General features: G+C 53.1%; 13 protein-coding genes. 9 read left to right on the forward strand and 4 right to left on the reverse strand.

Annotated elements, in window-relative coordinates:
* The 4 genes from HMPREF9453_RS05865 to HMPREF9453_RS05880 form a co-directional block, all read right to left on the reverse strand.
* A partial coding sequence (locus HMPREF9453_RS05865) for an IS256 family transposase (RefSeq protein WP_008859641.1) occupies positions 1-585 on the reverse strand: 585 nt, incomplete at its 3' end.
* Between the two features lie 1,319 nt (positions 586-1,904).
* On the reverse strand, positions 1,905-2,807 hold the full coding sequence (locus tag HMPREF9453_RS05870) for a metal ABC transporter solute-binding protein, Zn/Mn family (protein ID WP_008859642.1): 903 nt from the start codon (positions 2,805-2,807) through the stop codon (positions 1,905-1,907).
* A complete protein-coding gene (locus HMPREF9453_RS05875; protein WP_008859643.1) occupies positions 2,804-3,598 on the reverse strand; it encodes a metal ABC transporter permease in 795 nt (264 codons plus the stop codon). Before HMPREF9453_RS05875 ends, HMPREF9453_RS05870 begins: the two co-directional genes overlap by 4 nt.
* Positions 3,585-4,253, reverse strand: coding sequence for a metal ABC transporter ATP-binding protein (locus HMPREF9453_RS05880; RefSeq protein WP_008859644.1), 669 nt, complete (start codon positions 4,251-4,253; stop codon positions 3,585-3,587). The genes HMPREF9453_RS05875 and HMPREF9453_RS05880 overlap by 14 nt, the downstream gene beginning before the upstream one ends.
* A 350-nt stretch (positions 4,254-4,603) precedes the next feature.
* On the opposite strand from HMPREF9453_RS05880, the gene HMPREF9453_RS05885 reads away from it, so the two are divergent.
* The 9 genes from HMPREF9453_RS05885 (at position 4,604) to HMPREF9453_RS05925 (ending at position 16,712) form a co-directional block, all read left to right on the forward strand.
* Complete coding sequence (locus HMPREF9453_RS05885) at positions 4,604-5,059, forward strand: Hsp20/alpha crystallin family protein (protein ID WP_232217332.1); 456 nt, start codon at positions 4,604-4,606, stop codon at positions 5,057-5,059.
* Positions 5,060-5,517: 458 nt separating this feature from the next.
* Positions 5,518-7,230 carry an ABC transporter ATP-binding protein/permease gene (locus HMPREF9453_RS05890; protein WP_008859646.1) on the forward strand — a complete coding sequence of 571 codons (1,713 nt, stop codon included), beginning with the start codon at positions 5,518-5,520 and terminating at the stop codon, positions 7,228-7,230.
* Between the two features lie 1,752 nt (positions 7,231-8,982).
* Positions 8,983-9,891, forward strand: a complete 909-nt coding sequence (gene nikB / locus HMPREF9453_RS05895) for a nickel ABC transporter permease (protein WP_083827287.1) — start codon at positions 8,983-8,985, stop codon at positions 9,889-9,891.
* 1 nt (position 9,892) lies between these two features.
* Positions 9,893-10,720 (forward strand): nickel transporter permease, encoded by an 828-nt coding sequence (gene nikC, locus HMPREF9453_RS05900; RefSeq protein WP_008859648.1) that lies wholly within the window; start codon positions 9,893-9,895, stop codon positions 10,718-10,720.
* A gap of 104 nt (positions 10,721-10,824) precedes the next feature.
* Positions 10,825-12,402, forward strand: a complete 1,578-nt coding sequence (locus HMPREF9453_RS05905; RefSeq protein WP_008859649.1) for an ABC transporter substrate-binding protein — start codon at positions 10,825-10,827, stop codon at positions 12,400-12,402.
* Between the two features lie 215 nt (positions 12,403-12,617).
* A complete protein-coding gene (locus HMPREF9453_RS05910; RefSeq protein ID WP_008859650.1) occupies positions 12,618-13,403 on the forward strand; it encodes an ABC transporter ATP-binding protein in 786 nt (261 codons plus the stop codon).
* Positions 13,400-14,212 (forward strand): ABC transporter ATP-binding protein, encoded by an 813-nt coding sequence (locus tag HMPREF9453_RS05915; RefSeq protein WP_008859651.1) that lies wholly within the window; start codon positions 13,400-13,402, stop codon positions 14,210-14,212. Before HMPREF9453_RS05910 ends, HMPREF9453_RS05915 begins: the two co-directional genes overlap by 4 nt.
* Before the next feature lie 211 nt (positions 14,213-14,423).
* Positions 14,424-15,644, forward strand: a complete 1,221-nt coding sequence (locus tag HMPREF9453_RS05920) for an S-layer homology domain-containing protein (protein WP_008859652.1) — start codon at positions 14,424-14,426, stop codon at positions 15,642-15,644.
* Positions 15,645-15,917: 273 nt separating this feature from the next.
* The gene (locus HMPREF9453_RS05925; RefSeq protein WP_008859653.1) at positions 15,918-16,712 is read left to right on the forward strand and encodes a substrate-binding periplasmic protein; all 795 of its coding nucleotides are present in this window, start codon (positions 15,918-15,920) and stop codon (positions 16,710-16,712) included.
* Positions 16,713-16,755 lie beyond the last annotated feature (43 nt).

The following is a 16,755-nucleotide window of genomic DNA, read 5'->3' on the forward strand; positions in this document are numbered from 1 at the left end:
CCCAAGGATGACGTAGACAGCCTTTTGTTTCAGGGCTCTGTCAGTCTTCATGGGAACATACAGACAGTCGATGAAGAGAAAGGTATAAAAAGGAAACAGTGGGCGATTCTGCCACGCATATACTTCGTCCAGGATCCGGTCCGTAATATGGGCAATCTGTTCATGGGAGATGGAGAAACCGTAGATTTCTTCAATGGTCGAAGAGATGTCTCTCTGGCTCATTCCACGGCCATACATCGCAAGGACTTTCCCTTCGATAGAGGAAACATCACGCTGGTATTTTTGGATTAACTGGGGTTCAAAAGTACCTTCCCGATCACGAGGGACTTGGATGGGTACCGTTCCCATGGAGGTCTTCAGGTTCTTCCTGGAATACCCATTTCTCGTATTCTTGGAATCCTCAGGGGTGCTGCCGTTCTTGGGATAGCCTAAATGGTTATCCAATTCACCCTTAAGAGCTGCTTCAAACAATGGTCCAAAGACACTCTTTAAGGCGGACTGCATCTCTTCGACAGTGGTCGGTTTGTAGGTTTCGTAGATTTCCTGCGCAATTTTTTCGCCAGGGGTAGGGGTACGCTTTGCCATGGTAGTAACTCCTTTTCCTCTTTCTCCCCTTAAGTATGAGGCTCCCCTTAAGTATGAGGTATGAAAATATTTTGAGCAAGATTCATTTACACAAAATATTTTACACTACCTGTGTTCCCGACCACAAGAAAGATTTCTCGACTCCTCGTAGCTGTAGCGGCTTTGGCAGTATCCTCAAGCGGCATGATACCACCGCTCGAAATGACGGGGAGCGGGATGGTCTCGTACATCAGGTATACTGTCTTCACCGATGTGGCTCTTTCGGTCTGTCATCATCTCAAGACCCATCAATCCATCCTGCGCCTTTGGCGCGACCCTTCTCTAAGGGCCTGCATGATAAGGAAAGAAGCTTGAAACATAAGCTCCCGACAACAAGCCTGCTTTAAGGGTAACTTTATAAAGCCCCTGGAAAATCTAATTTTTTCGGGGTTATTCCCTCCTAAAGCTGTTGTATAATAACTTTAGGTTCTTTATGAACCGGACGTGGTTAATTATGGAATTGGGGTGATGGGCGAGATCGTGAGATCCTGTGCTGGGGGAGTCTGCGGCTGCTGTCCGGCGTCAGCTATCCGCTGTCCGCCGACTGATGACTCCGGACCGTATTCCCGAGAGCAGAGAGACATCAGACGGTCAGACCTCAGAGGATGCTGAGGGTCATAGCGGTGCTTTCCAGTATTCCCGAAGGTTGACACGCCCTTACGGGCGTGAGGGTTGATGGCGCCGCCGGGCCTTTGGCCCTGGGCGCCAAGGGTTCTGTCCGGGACCGGCTGACGCCTCCCGGACGGGTTGAGGGCTCCGCCCTCGGGAGGTATGAAGTACCGTTCCACTGGGGAGGTACGGCGCCTTCGGCGCCATCATATATATGCCTATACCGCCTGCGGCAGGGGGGGACAATAAAGCTTCGTGACGCTATCTTTTGATAAGTGACTCTACTTTAAGCACAGGTTGTTCTTCCCCCTGAACCGGGGGAAGTCCGGCGCAGCCGGATAGGGGGAGGCGAACGCAGTGAGCCAATCCGCAGAATTGTTTTTCATACCATATGATACTGAAAGTAAATCCCGTAACGCTGACTTTATAAGCATTGCCGCAGAGCGGCAATACAGCAACCCTCGGGGCCGAAGGCCCCGTCAAACTTAAGAACCTTTGGGCCGAAGGCCCATCCATCTTAAGAACCTTTTTCCACAACCCTTCTACACAACCCGCGGCGGAGCCGCGCCCCTTTTTTTATTTGCGGCGGAGCCGCCACCACCACCCTCTGAACCTTTTGAACCCTCTGAACCCTCACGCCGCAGGCGTGTCCATAGGGTGTCCCAAATCCTCTAGTTCAAGGCTTTATCTATTTTTTCCAGATTGTCCCTCATGGTATCCAGGTAGCCTTCGCTGCCCGGCTCTTCCAGGGTGGACAGGGTTTCGGCGCTGGCGCCGGCTTCGCTGGCCAGGGTGCGGGCCAGGGCGGGGTCCATCATTTCTTCGGTAAATATGGTTTTCACATGATGAGCGCGGCAGAAGCGGATGAGTTCCACCAGTTTTCTGGCCGGCGGTTCTCCGGTGGCGAAGGCATCTTCCACGCTTTCCTGGGTAAGGGAGAAGTCCCGGGCCAGGTAGCCGAAGGCGGCGTGGCCGGTGACCAGCTCTTTCCGGGGGGCCTTGGCCAGTTTTTCCCTGTATTCCTGCTGCAGGCTGTCGATGCTTTTGGCGAAGGTGTCGTAGTTTTTCATGAAGCGGTCTCTGTTTTCCGGGGAGGCGGCGATGAGGCCGTCCCGGATGGCACGGGCCTCTTCTTTCGCTTCAGACAGGCCCAGCCAGGTATGGGGATCGTAGTCGCCATGTTCTTCTCGCTCTTCTTCATCTTCCAGAGGGATAGGAGCCACCTTTTCGGACGCCTTGACCACCACCTGGTTTTCGGCGCCTGCACTCTGCAGGGCCTTCTCTGCCCAGTGTTCCATGCCCATGCCGTTGTAGACGAAGACTCTGGCCTGTTTCAGCCTGATCAGGTCCCCGGCCCGGGGTTCGAAGTCGTGGGGCTCGATGCCCTCGGGCACCATGACGGAAATGGAGACGGCGTCTCCTCCGATGGCTTCTGTCAGTTTTTCCATGGCGCCGAAGGAGGCGGCCACCGGGATTTTTCCTTCTTCCGCCGGCGGCGCTTCTCTGCCGCAACCGGCCGTGAGGGCCAGCAGGGTGAGGAGAAGGGCCATTTCTTTCTTGAAATAGGATTTCATGGGCGGAGCACCTGCTTTACAAAGATGGTCACAAGGAGCAGGAAGGCGGCGGTGAGGGCTGTCACGCCGCCGGGGGCAGCACCGATGAAGTAGGACAGGAAGAAACCGGACAGAATGGAAAGGAAGCTGTATGCAAGGGAAGCCAGGAAGGTGGTTTTGAATCCCTTCTGCAGCTGCAGGGCGCTGGCTACAGGCAGGGTAATCATGGACGTAATGACCAGAATGCCTACGGAGCGGATGGATACGGAAATAGCGGCGGCCACCAGAAAGGCGAAGAGGTAGTTCAGCCGCTTCACGTGGACCCCGGCAATGCGGGAGGCCTCTTCGTCATAGGTGATGTAGAGAAGCTGGTGGTAGTTCAGGATGACCGTCACCACAGCGAAAAGGCTCAGCACGGCGGTGACAGCCATGTCTATGGGAGACACGGTAAGCATGGAGCCGAAAAGGTAGGCGTCGGCGTTGGCATGAAGATGGCCGGAGCTGATGAGGGTGATGGCAATGCCTACGGATACGGACAGCACAATGGAAAGAATGAGATCCGTATATTTTTTGAAATACTGGCGCAGAAATTCGATAAAAAGCCCCGAGAGGGCGGTGAAGGCAAAGGAAGCCAGCACCGGACTTTCCCGGAAGAGAAGGCCCAGGGTGACGCCGGCCAGGGATGAGTGGGCCAGGGTGTCCCCAATCATGGAGTAGCGCTTCAGTACGATGAAAATACCGATGCAGGGGCAGAGGATGGCGATGCAGATGGAAATGAAAAGGGCATTCTGCATGAAATCATAACTGAACATGGCCGCCCTCCTTTTTGATATACTCTTCTATATAATGGGATACGCTGCAGAGGTGGCCTTTTCCGCCGTCCACATGGTAGAGGCCGGAAGACACCTGGCCGGCTTCCTCCATATTGTGCTCCACCGCCAGCACGGTGAGCCCTTTCTCCCGGTTCAGCCGGGACAGCTCTCCGTAAATCTCCCGCTGGCTTGCAAGGTCCACGCCTGTGGAAGGTTCATCCAGAATGAGAAGGTCCGGGCTGCCCATGAGGGCCCGGGCAATGAGTACCTTTTGGTGCTGCCCGCCAGACAGATTTCCCATCAGCTCTCCTCTATAATCCTCCATACCGGTGACGGAAAGGACATCCTTCAGGGAAATGGATTTCAAATGGAGCAGCTTTCCATAGGAATGAATCACCTCGGCCACCGTAATGGGGAAGGCATGGTCCCGGGAAGGCATCTGAGGCACATAGCCGATCCGACTGGCCTCACAGCGGATGGTGCCCTTCACGGGGGCTAAAAAATGAAGGATCAGTTTCAGCAGGGTGCTTTTGCCGCTGCCGTTGTTTCCTACAATGGAAATATAGGACCCCTTCGGCACATGGAGGGAAATATCCTCCAATAGCCAGGGCTCCCTGCCAGTGTAGGAAAAATACAGGTTTTCTATGTCCAGCATAATGGCTCCTTTAAGGAAGCGCAGGCTTCCGGAATACAAATATCTTCTCTCATCATATCATAGCGGGGAAGAAAATCTGAAGCATGAAGTTTCCCAGGGCCTGTCCGTGGGGCCCCATCAAAAAAATTGTGAAAAATTTCTGGAAATCTGAGTATAAAATAGTCAAATAAACGACTTTAAATAGTCAAAAACATTAGATATTATCGGAATAGTCAATACATTAAAAAGAAAAGTCAAAAATATTTTAGCACTCGCTTGACAAGAGTGCTAAAAGTGCTATACTATAGTTGTCAGGAGGGAAGGGAACCGGACAGGGAAACCGGAAAGGTTCCCGGACACCTGAACATCACATGAAAAATAAAGGAAAGAGGTCTTTGATTATGGGTAGCATGATTCCGTTTGATGGTTTGTTTGGTGACAGCGTTCTGGATCATTTCTTTGATGATGTTCCCACCATTTATAAAGATTATGTAGCAGTACCGAAAGTAGATATCGAGGATCTGAAAGACCGTTATGAAATTACCTGCGATATGCCGGGATTCACCAAAGATGAAGTTCATATCAGTTATGAAAACGGCATCCTCTCCATTGCTGCTAAGAAAGAGAACAAGACAGAAACGAAAGACGAAGAGAAACATTACATTCGTCACGAAAGAGGCGCCGTTGGATTCCAGCGTCAGTTCTCTGTGAAAGGCATCAAGGAAGACGGCATCAAAGCCAGCCTGAAAGACGGCGTGCTGAAGATTGCCCTTCCGAAAGAAGATCAGAAGAAAGTGGAAGAATCCCATCGGATTACCATTGAATAATTGATTCTGTTTGTGAAACGAAGATTCCTGGTGATGCCAATGAAAATGGTAACTCCAGAGGTATGATTCCTGCCGGCTGAAGCACGGTCAGGCGGCAGGAATATCCTCTATAGGGACCTGCCCTTGGAAGGGCAGAGCCCCTTTCGCAGGAGAGAAAGGCAGATGCCGCTGCCGCCGGCTGCGGCTATGATTCCTCTCCTGCAAAGAAACGATTGCTTTTCTTACAAATTATCTCCCTCCCAAATCCCAAAATATTTGTTCATACTAACCACCCCTGAAAGGCCCGGAAAAGAGCGCTCCTCTTTTCCGGGCCTTCTGCGTTGGCCGGATTCCTTTATCAAGTCTGATCATCACATGCCGGGCAAGGGGCATGGAGGTTAAACCGCTGGATTTTCGCGCCGCCTTTCTGCCTGTAGTATAATAAAAAATATTTTCATCATAACTGTGAAGGAGGACCTATGGTTTCAGGGCAGTGGAACCGGGAGACGGTGAAGGCTTTATGGCAGCTCACCAGCCGGTATTGGAGAAGTGAAGAAAAGAAAAGCGCCTGGATGTACCTTGTGGGCATTATTATCCTTACCATGGCAGCAGTGTACATGACGCTCCTTTTGAATGATTGGTTTAATGAATTTTACAGCGCCCTGCAGAATTACGACAGCACCGCCGTGTACCACGGACTCATCCGGTTCACTGCCATTGCCTTCGGGCACATCGCCTTTTCTGTCTATGCCTACTACCTGCAGCAGACCCTGGCCCTCCGCTGGCGCCGGTGGATGACGGAGAAATACCTGTCCCGCTGGACGTCCCGCCACATGTTTTACCGGCTGGAAATGTTTTCCGGCGGCCGTTCGGACAATCCGGACCAGCGTATTTCCGAAGACATCAATCTATTCACCACCCGCACCCTGTCCTTCATGGCCGGCCTGCTCAAAGCCATTACCACCATATTCTGCTTCATCTTCGTCCTCTGGTCCCTGTCGGAACCGCTCACCCTTCCTCTGCCGGGCTTCACCATCCACATCTACGGCTACCTGGTATGGACCGCCCTGGCCTATTCCGTGATAGGCACCTGGATTACCCACAAAGTGGGCCATAAACTGGTGGGGCTGAATTTTGTGCAGCAGAAACTGGAGGCCGACTTCCGCTATGCCATGGTGCGGCTCCGTGAAACTTCGGAAAGCGTGGCCTTCTACCATGGCGGGAAAGAAGAAAAGAAAATTCTCTCCGGCCGTTTCCATAAACTCCTGGTGAATACGGTGTACATTATCAGAAAACAGAAACAGCTGTCCTGGCTCACCAATTCCTATGGACAGATTGCCATTATCTTCCCCTTCGTGGTGGCGGCGCCCCGGTACCTGTCGAAAAATATTTCCCTGGGCGGCCTGATGCAGGTGGCCAACTGCTTTGGAAAAGTACAGGAATCCATGTCCTACTTCGTGGATGTCTACTCCTCCCTGGCGGAATGGATGTCCTGCGTGGAACGACTCCTCACCTTTGATGCTCATATGGACCATATGCTCCGGGAAACGGAAAAAGAACAGGGCCATCTGGCGCGGAAAGAAGGAGGTTCATCCCTCATCCTCTCCGACGTCACCGTCCGCCTGCCCCAGGGTAAAACACTGCTCTCTTCCCTTTCCTGCACCATTCAGGAAGGAGAAAAGGTGATTCTGAAAGGCCCCTCGGGCTCCGGAAAATCCACCCTCCTCCGCCTGCTGGCCGGCCTCTGGCCCTACGGCGAAGGAGTCATCCAACTGCCTTTGACCTCTGAAGTCCTCTTCATTCCCCAAAAACCCTACATGCCCATGGGCACCCTGGAGGAAGCCGCCTTCTATCCCAAAGGAAAAGGAAACAGGGAAGAACTAGTGAAACTCATGGAAGAATGCGGCCTCTTGCGCTGGAAGGACCATCTGGAAGAAGAAGGAGACTGGAGCCATATCCTTTCCCTGGGAGAACAGCAGAAACTGGCCTTCGTCCGCATTTTCCTCACCCGTCCCCGCTGGGTATTCCTGGATGAGGCCACCTCCGCCATGGATGAAGAAACGGAAAATCACCTCTACCGCCTCCTCACCTCCATTCCCAATATCACCGTCATCAGCGTAGGCCACCGGTCTACACTGGATAAATACCATACCCGGGTGCTGAAAATCCAGGAAGGAAGACTGGAAGGGTAGGCTCCTGCACTTCGTCATGCACTGCTGGAGGCATAAAAAGTAAGCCCGTAACGCTGACTCCTTATGGACAAGTCCCTTTGGGGGCTTGAGGGTTCAGGCGCCTGTGGCGCGGTCGGGATCGGGACCGGGGCGGTGCTTGCCGGTATTCCCGAAGGTTGACACGCCCTTACGGGCGTGAGGGTTGAGCCAGCCGCCGGGCCTTTCGGCCCTGGGCTGCCAGGGTTCTGCCTGTGATCGGCTTCGCCTTACAGGTGGGTTGAGGGCTCTCGCCCTCGGGAGTTATATAGCATCGCTGCGCTGGCGAGGTGCGGCGCCCTTTCGGGCGCCATTTTTTATGCCGCCTTTGGCGGCGAAAACCTTTACAACCGCCCTGGCGCCCTTATGGGCGTGAAGGTTCTAAAGTTTGACGGGGCTGTGGCCCCGAGGGTTCTTAAGTTTGACAGCGGCTCTGCCGCTGAGGGTTGTGGTGGGCGCCTTACATTTATAGAAGGCGCCCTCTTATAATAAAACCTTTACAACCGCCCTGCGGGCGTTGGAAATGAATCCCCCCCCCTTTGGTGGCTGGCGCCACCACCTTTCCGCCCCGCTGGGAAGCGTGTCACTGGATTCTCAGTCGCCTACGGCTCCCTGCGAATCCAGTTCCCTTGCCACCCGGTGGGAAGCATGTCACTGGATTCGCGGGTCGCGGGGCTCCCCTATGAATCCAGTTCCTTTGCCACCCCCGCAGTTCGGTGGGGCGGCAAAAGGAAAGCGCCTTAATGGGCAGGCTAGGCGCCTTACTTCGCCCCACTTGGAGGTCCTATGCAGGACCTCCACAGGGGACTATAAAGCTCCGTTATGCTGTGAGCTGCTTATGAAAGGACTGCTTTTCAGAGCTTTATTCTGCCCCCTGAACAGGGGGAAGTCCGGCGCGGCCGGATAGGGGGAGGCGAGCGCAGCGAGCCAATCCGCAGAATGGTTATTTTGCCATATGATGCAGACAGGTTAATCCGTAACGCTGACTTTATAAGCATTGCCCGCAGGGCAATCCACCACCCTCAGCCCGTCAGGCGCTGTCGCTCCCCTGAGCGCTAGCGAACACAACCCTTCTACACAACCCGCGGCGCCAGCCGCACCCCTTTTTTATAAAACTTGCGGCGAAGCCGCCACCACAACCCTCGGCCCAAAGGGCCGTCAAACTTAAGAACCTTTAGAACCCTCGGGGCGAAGACCCATCAACCCTCATGTGCGCATTCTGCATAGAATGCGCAAGTCAGCCGAAGTTGGCCCTTAGCCTGCCCATAAAAGGGCCTTCCTATTGTCGGCTGACCGTTCGCAGGCGTGTCCCCTGAACCCTCACACCGTAGGTCTGTCCTTCAGGGGGCTTTTTTTATGAAAAAAGCAGGGAATCTAAACCATGAAATAAAATCATGCCATGATTGAATATTAGCATTTCATAAATAATTGTTAAATAAATTATTGCGAATTTCAAAATATAATGATATACTGTTTTCATAAAAAACCAATGATAGCGAGGGCGAGACGTCACGCTAAGAAGGACGCAGCCGGTATCGTTGGGAAATTTAAAGAGTGATGAGGAAACAGCTCTTTATCTGTTATGGGGTAAAGCAAGCATTTATTTTTTGTTTATGTTTCTACAAGGTCCCTGTTTCCGGCCTTGCTTTTTTCGTGCTTTTTTTTGAAATGTGAGTTGACTAAAACAGGAGATGGTGGGATTTGGGAAAGAAACAGTTGGCCCTGAGGCTGGGAGAAATGGTGCTGGTTCTTCTGGGCATCAGCTTTATCACGTTCTGCCTGGTCATGCTGGCGCCGGGGGATCCGGTGCGTCAGATGATTGCAGGCAATGAAGATATTGTGGTGAGCCAGATAGAAATCGATGCGCTCCGTCATGAGCTGGGATTGGATAAGCCTTTCCTTTTCCAGTATCTGGACTGGCTGGGAAGGGTGCTTCATGGTAATTTCGGCTATTCCTTCATGATGAAGAAGCCGGTACTGGAGGCCCTCATGGGAGGCCTGCCGGCTACCCTGATTCTGGCGCTGGCATCTACTGTGTTTATGCTTGTTTTTTCCATTCCTCTGGGGATTTATACGGCGGTGAAGAAAAACAGCTGGTTTGATTACCTGGTCCGGGGCTTTTCCTTCCTGGGCGTTTCGGTGCCCAATTTCTGGATGGGCCTTATGCTTCTCTGGATTTTTGCCCTGAAGCTGGGAATGCTTCCCATCGTGGGCGGCAGCATTTCTTTAGAAAACCTGATCCTCCCCATGGTGACGCTGGGCGTGGTAATGACGTCCAAGTACACCCGGCAGGTACGGGCGGCGGTGCTGGAGGAGCTGAACCAGGACTACGTCATGGGCGCCAGGGCCCGGGGATTTTCGGAATCCCATATCCTCTGGAAGGAAGTGCTTCCCAATGCCCTGCTTCCGCTGGTGACCCTGCTGGGGCTGGCTTTCGGCTCCCTTCTGGGCGGCGCAGCGGTGGTGGAAATCGTATTTTCCTGGCCGGGCCTGGGATATATGGTGGTAGAAGCCATTACCTACCGCGATTTCCAAACGGTGCAGGCCATTGTGCTCTGGATTGCTTTCATGTACATGGTGATTAATCTGGTGGTGGATCTGTCCTATCGCCATCTGGATCCGAGACTTCGAAAAGGAGGCCGGTAATATGGGGAATCTTTGGAAAGGATTCAAAGAACATCGAACCTTCCGGTTCACCAGCCTGCTGGTTATCCTGCTTATCGCCCTGGTGGTGCTGGCGCCGGTGATTGCTCCCTATAACCCCCTGGAAACGGTGATGAAGGACGCCAACCAGGCGCCTTCCATGGCCCATCTTTTCGGCACGGACAAGCTGGGGAGAGATGTGCTGTCCCGCATTCTCTACGGCGGAGCCTACTCCCTGTCCAGCGTGCTGGCCCTGGTGGCCATCATCTTCTGCGTAGGCACCTTTCTGGGCCTTGTGGCCGGCTACTTTGGCGGCCTCATTGACACCGTCATCATGCGTATAGCAGATATGATGATTTCTTTCCCCGGCGTTATCCTGGCCATTGCCATTGCCGGTATCATGGGCGGCAGTCTGGTGAATGCCATGATTGCCCTGACAGCGGTGACCTGGACCAAGTACGCCCGCCTGTCCCGGTCCATGGTTTTGAAAATCAGGAAACGGGATTTCGTGGATGCTGCCATTGTCAGCGGTGGTACCAGTTCCCATATCCTCTGGACCCATATCATGCCCAACGTAGTGCCTATTCTGGTGATTACAGCGGTATCCGACATCGGTGCCATGATGATGGAACTGGCAGGCCTGTCCTTCCTGGGCTTTGGCAGCCAGCCGCCGGCACCGGAATGGGGCCTCATGCTTAACGAGGGCCGTCAGCAGCTGCAGACAGCCCCCTGGCTCATGGTTTTCCCGGGGCTTGCCATCTTCATTTCTGTGGTCATCTTCAACCTCTGGGGCGATGCGCTCCGGGATGTACTGGATCCAAGAGATCAATAGCGGGTCGGCGGTATGGTGAGCCGGTAGGCCGCGAAACGGCTCTTCCCATCGTTTTTTTCACGCCTATGGCGTTTATTTCCATATAGAAAGGAAGCGTTCAACAGATGAAATCAATTTACAAGAAAGGTGCTCTTTTGGCTGCAGCTGCTTTGATGGCCTTTGCCATTACGGGGTGCGGCGGATCAGGATCCAATTCCAAAACAGCCAAAGACACCCTCACCGTGGGGGTAACGAACTTTGCAGACAGCCTGGAACCGACAGACAACTACTTCGGCTGGCAGGTCATGCGCTATGGTATCGGCGAATGCCTTGTCCATTTTGATGACAAAATGAATGCAGAACCCTGGATTGCAGAAAGCTGGAAGGTGTCCGATGACAAAATGTCCTGGACCTTCAAAATCAAGGACATCAAGTTCTCCAACGGCACACCGGTCACCGGCGAAGCAGTGAAGAAATCCATTGAACGTACCTTTGCCAAGGCGCCCCGGGCGAAAGCCATGTTTGAGCTGGACCACATCACCGCTGACGGCCAGAACGTGACTATTTATACGAAAAAACCGGTGGCTACTCTGCCGGGCATGCTGGGGGATCCGCTCTTCATTATTGTAGACACTGATTCTGACGGCAAGGTGGACTTTGCCAAGCAGGGCCCCGTTTCCACAGGCCCCTACATGGTGAAATCTTTCTCCAAGTCCAAGACAGAACTGGATGCCAACCCCCATTACTATGACAAGGTGCCCTTCGCTCACGCCCAGATCAATACCATTGATGATCCCAATACCCGGGCCATGGCTCTCCAGAAGGGGGAAATCGATGTGGCTGTCAACATTGCCCCCGGCGATATGCAGCTTTTCCAGGATAAGAATAAATTCACCGTGAGCACCATTTCCTCCATCCGCGATGTACTGGCCCGCCTGAACGTTTCCAATGGCAAGCCCCTGGCTGACAAGAATGTAAGAAAGGCACTCCTCCAGTCCCTGGACCGGGACACCTACTGCAAGGTGCTCCTGAAAGACACCTTTACTCCTGGCGGTCCTCTCCTTCCGCCGTCTGTGGACTATGGCTTTGACAAACTGAAGGCGGAATATCCGGATAACTACAATGTGGAAAATGCGAAGAAACTGCTGGCAGACGCTGGATGGAAGGATACCGACGGCGACGGCTATGTGGATAAAGACGGCAAGAACCTGGAACTGGATTTCATTTACTACAGTGGACGCGCAGAACTGCCTCTCTTTGCAGAAGCCACCCAGTCGGATGCCAAGAAAGTAGGCATCAAGGTGAACCTGAAGAACGTGGACTACAACGTCCTTGACGGCATTGGCACCCGCGGCGAATACGACCTGCTCATTTCCAACGTACTGGCCGAGCAGGCAGGGGATCCGGAAGTTTTCATCAACATGTACTGGAAGACCAATGTAAACGGCAGCAACCCCCAGAACGGCTCGGGCTACAGCAATCCTGCCTATGATGCTCTCTCTGACCAGCTGAGCCAGGAATTTGATCCGGCGAAGAGAAAAGACATTATCGAACAGATGGAAAAAATCATTCAGGACGATGCGGCTACCCTGGTCTTTGGCTACCCCCAGACCAATATGATTTCCAGTAAGAAGGTAAAGAATGCGGACATTAAGCCCTGCGACTATTACTGGGTAACAAAGAGCATCGTTCCGGCGGAATAAGGGCTGCTGTCCGCTGTCCGCTTACCGCCTGTGCGGGAAGGGGCCGCGAAGCGGTAGAAGCCGGTACTATAAAACTTGCGGCAAAGCCGCCACCACAACCCTCGGCCCAAAGGGCCGGTCAATCCTAAGAACCTTTCCCCTATGAACTCTCTGAACCTTCTGAACCCTCGCGCCCACAGGCGCATCCATAGTATTCATCATTCACAGGAGCCAATATGCTGTTAGAAATCAAAGATCTGGGCATTGCCTATGGTAAGGCAGAGCCTGTAGTACGCCACGTTTCCTTTACGTTAGACCAGGGAGAAATCCTTGCCATTGTAGGGGAATCGGGGTCAGGAAAGACCACGGTGATCCGTGCCATCCAGCATGTGCTGCCTGGAGGCGGGCACATTGCGGAGGGCACCATGATTTTTGAAGGAGAAGACACCAGGAAGCAGTCTGCCGAAAAGCACCGCAGTCTGGATGGGAAGGACGTTTCCATGATATTCCAGGACAGCGGGGCCATGATGAATCCCATCCGGCCCATTGGCGTCCAGTTCCGGGAGTACCTGGCCCTTCACGGCATGACCGATGAAAAAGAAGCCCACCAGCGCATGGTGGACATGCTCTCCATGGTACGGCTGCCGGACCCGGAGCAGATTCTGAAAAGCTACACCTTCGAACTCTCCGGCGGCATGCGCCAGCGCGTGGGCATTGCCATGGCCATGGCCTTCCATCCGAAACTTCTCCTGGCCGACGAACCCACCAGCGCCCTGGATGTAACCACCCAGGCAGCCATTGTGAAGGAAATGATGGAAGTAAGAAAAAAGATGAACACCGCCATTATCATCGTCACCCATAACATGGGGGTGGCAGCCTATATGGCAGACCGCATCATGGTGATGAGACAGGGCCGGGTAGTGGAATACGGGAAAGCAGAAGACGTTATTTATCATCCCAAAGAAGACTATACGAAAATGCTTCTGGCTGCTGTACCGGTGCTGGGAGGTGAAACGGCATGAAGGGATATGGAGAAGAAATCCTCCGCATGGAAGATATTGTCAAAACCTTCGACCTTGGCGGCGGGAAAAAGCTGACAGCTTCCGATCATGTGACCGTCAGCCTCCACAAAGGAGAAACCCTGGGAATCGTAGGCGAGTCAGGCTCCGGGAAATCCACCCTGGCCAAAATTCTGACCCGGCTCTACACCATGGACAGCGGGCGCATCCTCCTTCACGGGAAAGACATGACTGCCCTGAAGGGCGAGGAATTCCGGCAGGCCAGGAAGAATATCCAAATGGTTTTCCAGGACCCCTCTACAGCCTTCGACCCCAAACAGCGGGTCCGGGATATTATCTGCGAGCCCCTCAGGAACTACGGCCTCATCGGAAAAGAAAAGGTGGATGAAAAAGCGCGGGAAATGCTCCGCCTCGTGGATCTGCCCGAGGACTTTGCAGACCGCTATCCCAACAGCATGTCCGGCGGACAGCGGCAGCGTATCGCCGTTGCCCGGGCCCTGGTGCTGAAGCCGGAAATCATTATCTGTGACGAAGCCACCAGTGCCCTGGACATGTCGGTACAGAAGACGGTGATCGAACTCCTTCACCGTCTGCAGCTGGAAACAGGAGTGGCCTACTTCTTCATCTGCCACGACCTGGCCCTGGCCAACATGTTCTGCGACAACATCGTGGTCATGCAGCATGGCAGGGTAGTAGAAAAAATCAAAGACCTGTCCGAAGCGAAAGATCCCTATTCCAGAAAGCTGCTGGCCTCCGTCTTCACCATTGAAGAAGGCAAAAACAAAGTCCTGCCGGATGAACTGTTCGGCTGAAAGGCAGCAGGGGCTGGCTTGTTCCCTGCCGGCAGAAAAGGCCATAGTGCCACGCCGGACAGGAAACCATTCGCAAACCGTTTCCTGCGGGTAAGGAATACCATCAGTGTCCTGCCGGACAGGAAACTTTATGCGAACAGTTTCCTGCCGGCAAGAAACACACTGTTCCCAAGCCGGACAGGAAACCTATTATATCAAAGGAGAGTACATTATGAAGAAAATCATGGTCCTGGCTGCAGCGGCAGCCCTGACTGCCGGCGTTTCCGCCCTGGCAGCCAATCCCTTTTCCGATGTAAGCACCGATGACTGGGCTTACCAGGCGGTATCCGACCTGTCTGACCAGGGAGTGGTGGAAGGATACCCTGACGGCACCTTCAAAGGGGAAAGAAATATCACCCGCTTTGAACTGGCCCAGATCATTGCCCGCCTTATGGCAAAGGAAGATCAGCTGAATGCAGAGCAGCGTGCCACCCTGGATAAGCTGGCCGGTGAATATGCCGACGAGCTCTCCAACCTTGGCGTCCGCGTATCCAATCTGGAAAAGAAAGCGGGCAATCTGTACTGGTCCGGCGATGCTAAAATGTGGTATATTAACAACTCCAAGGAAACCCGCGCAGATACCTGGAAAGGCCGTATGAGAATCAAAGTGAAGGGCCAGGTGAATGACTCTACCTATGTACAGGGCCGTATCAAGAACCAGATGGATTTCAAAGGGGACGATACGTCTAAGACCGTCATGGACTGGCTCTATGTGAATCATACCTTCGGCGATGCCAATGTGACCCTGGGCCGCATGCCTGTCACCATTTATGACGGCTTCATGTTCGACGCAACCCTGAAGGGGGCAAAACTGGCCTACGGCAGGAATGCATTTGATGCCTCCGTTTCCTTCGGACGTCTCATGAATAATGGATGGCTGTATGACTCCTCCACCTTCGACACTTTCCTGGCGGAAGCAGGCTATGACTTCGGTGCTGCCAAACTGCGGGCAGCCTATGTGAAGCTGCCGGGAGACAAGGGCAAGGAAACAGCCCACTTTGACAATATGTGGAGTACCCACCTTTCCATTCCGGTGGACAATTTCCAGATTTTCGGCGAATACTGGGATTCCAATGCCAAAAAGGCGGACAAGTCCTGGCAGGCCGGCCTGGGATACAGCAATTTCTCCATGAAGAAACCGGGCTCCTTTGACCTTAATGTGGCTTACAACAAGGTGGGCTATAATGCCAATCTGGACGGCACCACCTATGATACAGGGGAAATCTGGAACGGCATAGCGAAAGACAAGACCCTTACCTACTGGAGCGTATTCGGTGATGTGGCTCTCATGAAGAATGTGTCCCTCCATGGTGAATATGCCTTTGACCTGGACAATCAGAAGGATGGATTTGATGATAAAGCCTGGACCCTGGCACTGAACTATAAATATTGATGGGGATTTCCTGTAGCTTCATCTGCGGGATGCCGGTACCAATGAAAAAGACTCTGCCTTCCAGGGCAGAGCCTTTTTTCGTACCCGGGAGAGGATTCATGGGATTTCCTTCCTCCTCCGGGGCATCGGGCCGCCATCTGCTTTATAAGTTTTTTATACGCACACGATTAAAAAGAATTGAATAATTAAAGCTGAAAAATTAGAGGGAATAATATATATTTAATATAAATGATTTATAAATCGTTATAATATAAAAATTAGAGGGAGGCTTCTATGAATAACTGGAAGAAACTGGCAGTTGCCGTCATGCTGGCAGGGGCCGTCGTCATGATTCAGGGGTGCGGCGGAAACGGGGAAGAAGCAAAAAGCATGGAAAAAGGCAAGGTATGGAAGGCAGCCACGGAAGCGGCCTATCCGCCCTTCCGCTATGTGGATGAGAACAGCAACCTGGTGGGCTTTGAGGTGGACCTGCTCAAGGAAATCGGCCGCAGAACCGGAGCGACCATCGAGTTCAGGGATATGCCCTTTGACAGACTGCTGGACGCGGTGGCCGGAAAACAGGTGGACATGGCCATAGGGGCTATCACAGTGACGAAAGAAAGAGAGAAACTGGTGGCCTTTTCAGACTCCTACTACCGGCTGAGCGGATACTCTCTCCTTGTAAAAAAAGGAAATCCACCGGTGCGGAATGAAGAAGAACTGGCTGGCAAAGTGGTGGCGGCCAAAAGGGGATCTACCAGTGAAGCCAGGGCAAAAGCCCAAAATCCCAAAGAAATCATATCCATGGACCATTATGAGGACATTTTCAAAGCCTTGGAAGCAGGAAAAGCGGACGTGGGCATTACAGGAGACCAGGCGGCCCTTTACGAACTGGAGCATGGCGGCAGCAGCCGGCTGTCCCTGTCCGGCACCATTCCTACGGAAGACAATTTTGCGATTGCCCTTTCCAAAGATAATCCTCAGCTGAAGAAAGAAATCAATGAGGCCCTGAAAAGCATGATGGATGACGGCACCTATGACAGCCTGGCCCATAAATGGTTCTTTGTCAAAGCGGCTGACAAAGAATGAACCCATCACAGGCCAATCAAAAACTGTGCGGAAATGAGAAATT

This window comes from Dialister succinatiphilus YIT 11850 (assembly GCF_000242435.1).
GTDB lineage: Bacteria > Bacillota > Negativicutes > Veillonellales > Dialisteraceae > Dialister > Dialister succinatiphilus.

Excerpts from the sequence above, each read along its gene's own strand:
- nikC (WP_008859648.1), top strand. The coding sequence starts at position 9,893 with ATGGGGAATCTTTGGAAAGGATTCAAAGAACATCGAACCTTCCGGTTC.
- nikB (WP_083827287.1), top strand. The coding sequence starts at position 8,983 with ATGGTGCTGGTTCTTCTGGGCATCAGCTTTATCACGTTCTGCCTGGTC.
- HMPREF9453_RS05890 (WP_008859646.1), top strand. The coding sequence starts at position 5,518 with ATGGTTTCAGGGCAGTGGAACCGGGAGACGGTGAAGGCTTTATGGCAG.
- HMPREF9453_RS05905 (WP_008859649.1), top strand. The coding sequence starts at position 10,825 with ATGAAATCAATTTACAAGAAAGGTGCTCTTTTGGCTGCAGCTGCTTTG.
- HMPREF9453_RS05925 (WP_008859653.1), top strand. The coding sequence starts at position 15,918 with ATGAATAACTGGAAGAAACTGGCAGTTGCCGTCATGCTGGCAGGGGCC.
- HMPREF9453_RS05920 (WP_008859652.1), top strand. The coding sequence starts at position 14,424 with ATGAAGAAAATCATGGTCCTGGCTGCAGCGGCAGCCCTGACTGCCGGC.
- HMPREF9453_RS05910 (WP_008859650.1), top strand. The coding sequence starts at position 12,618 with ATGCTGTTAGAAATCAAAGATCTGGGCATTGCCTATGGTAAGGCAGAG.
- HMPREF9453_RS05880 (WP_008859644.1), bottom strand. The coding sequence starts at position 4,253 with ATGCTGGACATAGAAAACCTGTATTTTTCCTACACTGGCAGGGAGCCC.
- HMPREF9453_RS05885 (WP_232217332.1), top strand. The coding sequence starts at position 4,604 with ATGAAAAATAAAGGAAAGAGGTCTTTGATTATGGGTAGCATGATTCCG.
- HMPREF9453_RS05875 (WP_008859643.1), bottom strand. The coding sequence starts at position 3,598 with ATGTTCAGTTATGATTTCATGCAGAATGCCCTTTTCATTTCCATCTGC.
- HMPREF9453_RS05915 (WP_008859651.1), top strand. The coding sequence starts at position 13,400 with ATGAAGGGATATGGAGAAGAAATCCTCCGCATGGAAGATATTGTCAAA.
- HMPREF9453_RS05870 (WP_008859642.1), bottom strand. The coding sequence starts at position 2,807 with ATGAAATCCTATTTCAAGAAAGAAATGGCCCTTCTCCTCACCCTGCTG.